Source organism: Hymenobacter sp. H14-R3, from assembly GCF_030063445.1.
Lineage (GTDB): Bacteria > Bacteroidota > Bacteroidia > Cytophagales > Hymenobacteraceae > Hymenobacter.
In genome coordinates, this window is record NZ_JASITD010000067.1 from 1 (window position 1) to 2,134 (window position 2,134).

At 48.7% G+C, this 2,134-nt stretch carries 1 protein-coding gene; it reads left to right on the forward strand.

The window, feature by feature from the left end; genetic code table 11:
- Nucleotides 1-1,320 precede the first annotated feature (1,320 nt).
- On the forward strand, nucleotides 1,321-2,064 hold the full coding sequence (locus QMK33_RS23290; RefSeq protein ID WP_283567027.1) for a hypothetical protein: 744 nt from the start codon (nucleotides 1,321-1,323) through the stop codon (nucleotides 2,062-2,064).
- The last annotated feature ends 70 nt before the right edge of the window (nucleotides 2,065-2,134 follow it).

Here is a 2,134-nt window from a genome sequence, read left to right on the forward strand (position 1 = left end):
GGGTATGCGCAAAAGACGGGCAGGAAAGAGACGGATGGGGGAGGTGAAAAGCAGCTGGGTTGGGGAGAAAGGAAGGTGGTAAGTGGGCAGGTCGGCGGGGTGAAAAGCAGCTGAGTAGTACTAGCAATTAGAGGCTAGGCTAAGGAAAATATGGGCGGGGAGGAGCAAGAAAAGTCAGAATAGGGAAGCGACTTTTTGAAGAGGTAGTCACTCGATTGGGAGGGGTGGAGGGAGGAAATGGAGGTAGGAAGGAGCGAGTGTAGCCGAAGGAAAAGCAGGGCTGGAGCAGGACGCGCAGGAAAGATTTAGCGGGGGAAGTGCCAGTAAAAAGAAGATTCCAAAAGCTAAAAAAAGAGGTGGGGAGGCATAAGAGTGGCAGGTGAGAGGGGAAGGCGAATCAGTAGGAAGCGATAAGAAATGAAGCGGTAGTAGGGGTAAGGGCAGCAGTAGAAAGCAGGACGCTGGTAGAAGAAATAGCAGCAGAAGAGGTAGAGTTTTTGGGGAGCAGCTAGCAGTAAAAACAGAGTCCGGAGAAGCAAAAATGGTGGGCATGGATAAGCTGATTTGGTAGGGGCAGGGTCAGCGTTTTCGATAAGGTAGGTGGCGGTATTTGCTAGCTAAGGGTGGTGGGATTCGCAGCAGAAGTTGAAGGCCAGGTGAGAAGAAGTGGTGGAGCTGCTTAAAGATTTTGTGACTGGGGAGCAAGAAAAGTTGATGTGGCTGAGTAGAAAATTAGCTGGGGTAGTGTGGCTGGTGAGGGTAGTTCAAAAGGGAAGTGGGGGCCGGCAAAAGTTGAAAAGGAAAATTCTAAAAGCTAATCGTTGAGTAGTTGCGGGAGTGGAATAGAGCTAATGGGATAGGATAGCTTGGATTTGGGGCCACAGGAGAGCGGTAGTTGGTCGGTGAGGTGGTAGGAGGCTGAGGGGCGAGATAGTGGCAGGGAGAGGCTGATTGTGGCTAGGGGTGACGGGATAGTTTATAGCCGGTAGTAGTAGAAGTAGGCTAGACTAGTTGTAGATTGGGGACGACATAGGGTACCGATTCAACGATTAGTAGTGATAGTTAGCTAGAGGACTACCTTCAATCAAAGCTACCGCATTGATTATCAGTGACAAACAGAGTTTGTCAGTAGTACGTAATAGCTATCGTATTAGTAATGAATGTTTTATGAGTAGCATTAAGCTAAAAATAGGCTTTCAATGTATCCTGTTTTAGCTCTAGTTTTTACTAGTAGTAGCAAGAATCATTAAGAACGCTAATTATCAGTTTATTGCGGGTAGCACTAATGTATAATTAAGTTCACTTTCTTTCAAGATAATTATGGAGCCTGAGAAGAGAAAAGCGGGGCGGCCACCACGCAGAAAGCCGAATGAAAAACTCGGTAACTCAATCAAGATTGAGGACGAGGCGGCAAGAATTTTAGAAATTCAGGCTAAAAAACTCAAGGTTGCTAAAGGCAAGTTTGCTAGTGCGGCAATCGCTTATTGCGTCCAGGCCGGCATAAATCCGCTAGATGAGCAGGCCACAAGTTTGGGAAGTCTCAGTGAGCAGATGAAGGTCGGCTTTGCCTTACTGGGCGTGGCCGTCACGGATGGCGTGGCCAACGTGCGGATTCATAACGCGGACATTGGCAACCGGCTCTACGCGCTCACCCGAAATTTTGAGAAGACGCTCTACGCTTTTGAGCAGCAGCAGCAGCTGACCACTTACTCCTACCTGGAGTCCATCGAGTCTAACTTACTCCGCCACCTCGTAGCGATTGACTCCAACGTTTTTCAACCCGTGGTTGAGCATCTTTTCCGAACGGAGCAGGAAGCATTTATCACGCGCTCAATGGCAGCCCGCATCTACTTAAAGTTAATTGACAAGCCCACGCTATTAAATGAGCAGAACGCCAAGTTCAATGAGGAACGCGAGGAAGTCGTCGTCAACCGGCTACGCGAGTTTATCAAGGACCACAAGCTGGATACCCCACGTCCCAACTCCAAACCTGGAGCCACGCCGGTTCCAGCGAAAGTGCCGACTCCCCCTCCAGCCAGTCCAGCAGTTCCACCTAAATCCTGAGTTAAAAAAGCCGGTGGTGGTCTAAGTGAGGATGATATTACGGTTATGGCAATCAATGCTAATTTTAATA